This is a genomic window from Microcystis sp. M49636_WE2 (genome assembly GCF_030065375.1).
In the GTDB taxonomy this organism is placed as follows: Bacteria; Cyanobacteriota; Cyanobacteriia; order Cyanobacteriales; family Microcystaceae; genus Microcystis; species Microcystis aeruginosa_C.
In genome coordinates this window covers 1-2406 of record NZ_JASJFG010001014.1, presented here as the reverse complement: position 1 = coordinate 2406, position 2406 = coordinate 1, and the positions used below count along the sequence as shown (strand labels likewise).

3 protein-coding genes are annotated in these 2406 nt (G+C 44.3%); all 3 read left to right on the top strand.

The window, feature by feature from the left end:
* Positions 1 to 79: 79 nt before the first annotated feature.
* The gene (gene gmk, locus PX484_RS23315) at positions 80 to 634 is read left to right on the top strand and encodes a guanylate kinase (protein ID WP_004268573.1); all 555 of its coding nucleotides are present in this window, start codon (positions 80 to 82) and stop codon (positions 632 to 634) included.
* 267 nt (positions 635 to 901) lie between these two features.
* Positions 902 to 2236, top strand: coding sequence for an RNA-guided endonuclease InsQ/TnpB family protein (locus PX484_RS23310; RefSeq protein WP_288105769.1), 1335 nt, complete (start codon positions 902 to 904; stop codon positions 2234 to 2236).
* Between the two features lie 57 nt (positions 2237 to 2293).
* Positions 2294 to 2406, top strand: a 113-nt coding sequence (locus tag PX484_RS23305; protein WP_288105772.1) for an ATP-dependent Clp protease proteolytic subunit, incomplete at its 3' end; no start/stop codon positions are given.

The following is a 2406-nucleotide window of genomic DNA, read 5'->3' as shown; positions in this document are numbered from 1 at the left end:
TCAACCGGAAACCGTGGCTCACCGTTTCGTGGTCAACAAGGAAGCCCCTGTTAATAGTAGCAACTAAGTTATTAACCCCATGCAACCCGGTCAATTAATCGTCATTACTGGCCCTAGCGGTGTGGGCAAGGGTACGCTAGTCCGGCATTTACTAACTCGTTTCCCTAACCTCTACCTGTCAGTATCCGCTACTACGCGCCCACCTCGACCGGGTGAAATTGAGGGGGAAGACTACTATTTTCTCGACCGTCCCAGTTTCGAGGAGAAAATGGCAGCCGGAGAATTTCTAGAATCGGCCGAATACGCGGGCAATTATTATGGGACACCCCAATTAGCGATCGCCGCTCAATTAGCGGCGGGCCAGACCGTCATTCTAGAAATCGAATTGGAGGGAGCCAGACAGGTCTGTCAAAGCTTCCCCGAAGCGAGGAGAATCTTTATCCTACCCCCCAGTTTCGAGGAATTAGAACGTCGTTTGCGCGGCCGGGGCAAAGATGCTGAAACGGCGATCGCCCGTCGTCTGGAACGCGCCCGAGAAGAATTAGCCGCCAGCGAGGAATTCCCCGATCAAATCGTCAATGATGACCTAGAAGCCGCCCTAGATGCCATCGAGAAGATTATTTTTAGCCGTTAGCTGTTGGGGGTTAGGTGTTGGGGTTTTAGGGGTTTTAGGGTTTTAGTTGAAATTTCCCACTTCCCCACTTCCCCTAATCCTTATCCCCCATTCCCTAAGTTACCTAAAATATCGGATGAATACCCCCGCTACATTTTTCGATAAGATACTCACCTTTGCGGGGGATGAAATCCGACCAGAATATTAGCAACGGAGCATCGGTTTAATTCCACCATCTGTGGACAAACTGTGTTACAATCTACTTAACCAATGGTCGAGAATTGTTATATGCTAGTCGTAGAAGCAAGGCTAAAAAACGGGACACTAGAGCAATATCACCGGCTTGATGAAGCTATCAAAACTTCTCAGTTTGTGCGTAACTCTTGTGTTCGTTATTGTATGGATCATAAGGGTACAACCCGCAATGATCTCCAAAAACTTTGCTCGGTACTAGCTAACAATAAAGAGACACCTTGGGTTAATAAATTAAACTCACAAGCACGTCAATCGGCTGCTGATAGAGCCTGGCAATCAATTAATCGGTTTTACCAGAATTGTCATGCCAAGATACCGGGAAAAAAGGGGTTTCCTCGGTTCAAAAAGCATAGTCGTTCCGTTGAGTATAAACTAACAGGCTACCAACTATCTGATGATCGACGTAAAATCAGATTTACTGATGGCTTTAAAGCAGGAGAATTTGGTTTATGGTGTAGTCAAAAGACCTTAGTTTATTATTCAGAGCAACAGATTAGACGGGTAAGAGTTGTTAGACGTGCTGACGGTTATTATTGCCGGTTTCTGATTGACGTAGAACGGCAAGAATACCATAAACCGACGGGACAAATAACAGGAATTGACTTAGGGTTAAAGGAATTTTATACCGATGCTCAAGGTAATACTGTAGAGAATCCACGTTATTTAAGAAAGTCAGAAAAACGACTTCAAAAAGCACAACGACGATTATCTAAGAAATTCCGTAAAGGAAAGAAACAGTCTAAAAACTATCATAAGCAACGGGTAAAGGTAGCCAAGCTTCATCTTAAAGTATCAAGACAACGTAAAGACAAAGCAATTAAAGACGCTTTGGCGTTAGTCCAGTCTAATGATCTGGTAGTCTATGAAGCTTTAAAGGTAAGAAACTTAGTCAAAAACCGTAAGCTGGCCAAGTCGATTAGTGATGCTTCTTGGTATCAATTCACTGAATGGTTGAATTATTTTGCTAAGATTTATCGGATTGTCTGTGTTGCTGTTCCTCCCCATTTTACTAGCCAAGATTGTTCAGTTTGTGGGACGAGAGTTCAAAAAACCTTAAGCACTAGAACTCATCAATGTCCTAATTGTCAAACAGTCTTAGATAGGGATCATAATGCATCAATAAATATTCTTAAAAAAGGGTTGAAATATTTGGGAAATCATCTCAATGCCTCGACTTCGCTCGGCATTGACACTGAGCGAAGTCGAAGTGTCAACGGTACTGTTGGGCAAACAGAAACCGATCCAAACGCCTTGGGAGAGTCCGGCCTCTGGATTTTCAGTGGAGACATTGAGAATCTAAGCTGTCTCGTTGAACAAGGAATTTCCGATAGTGATCTCGAAAGAATCCCCCGTCACAGCGTAGCTTGACGGTGGGAGTATGTCAAAATCAAAAAACTAACCGCAGCAGCAAGACAAGAAAGCGCAATGATTCCTACCGTTATTGAAACCACAGGCCGGGGCGAACGCGCCTTCGATATCTACTCCCGACTACTCCGGGAAAGAATCGTCTTTTTGGGACAAGAAGTAACCAGCGACCT

Bases quoted from the DNA above. Each gene is read 5' to 3' on its own strand.
- gmk (WP_004268573.1), top strand. From the start codon at position 80: ATGCAACCCGGTCAATTAATCGTCATTACTGGCCCTAGCGGTGTGGGC.
- PX484_RS23310 (WP_288105769.1), top strand. From the start codon at position 902: ATGCTAGTCGTAGAAGCAAGGCTAAAAAACGGGACACTAGAGCAATAT.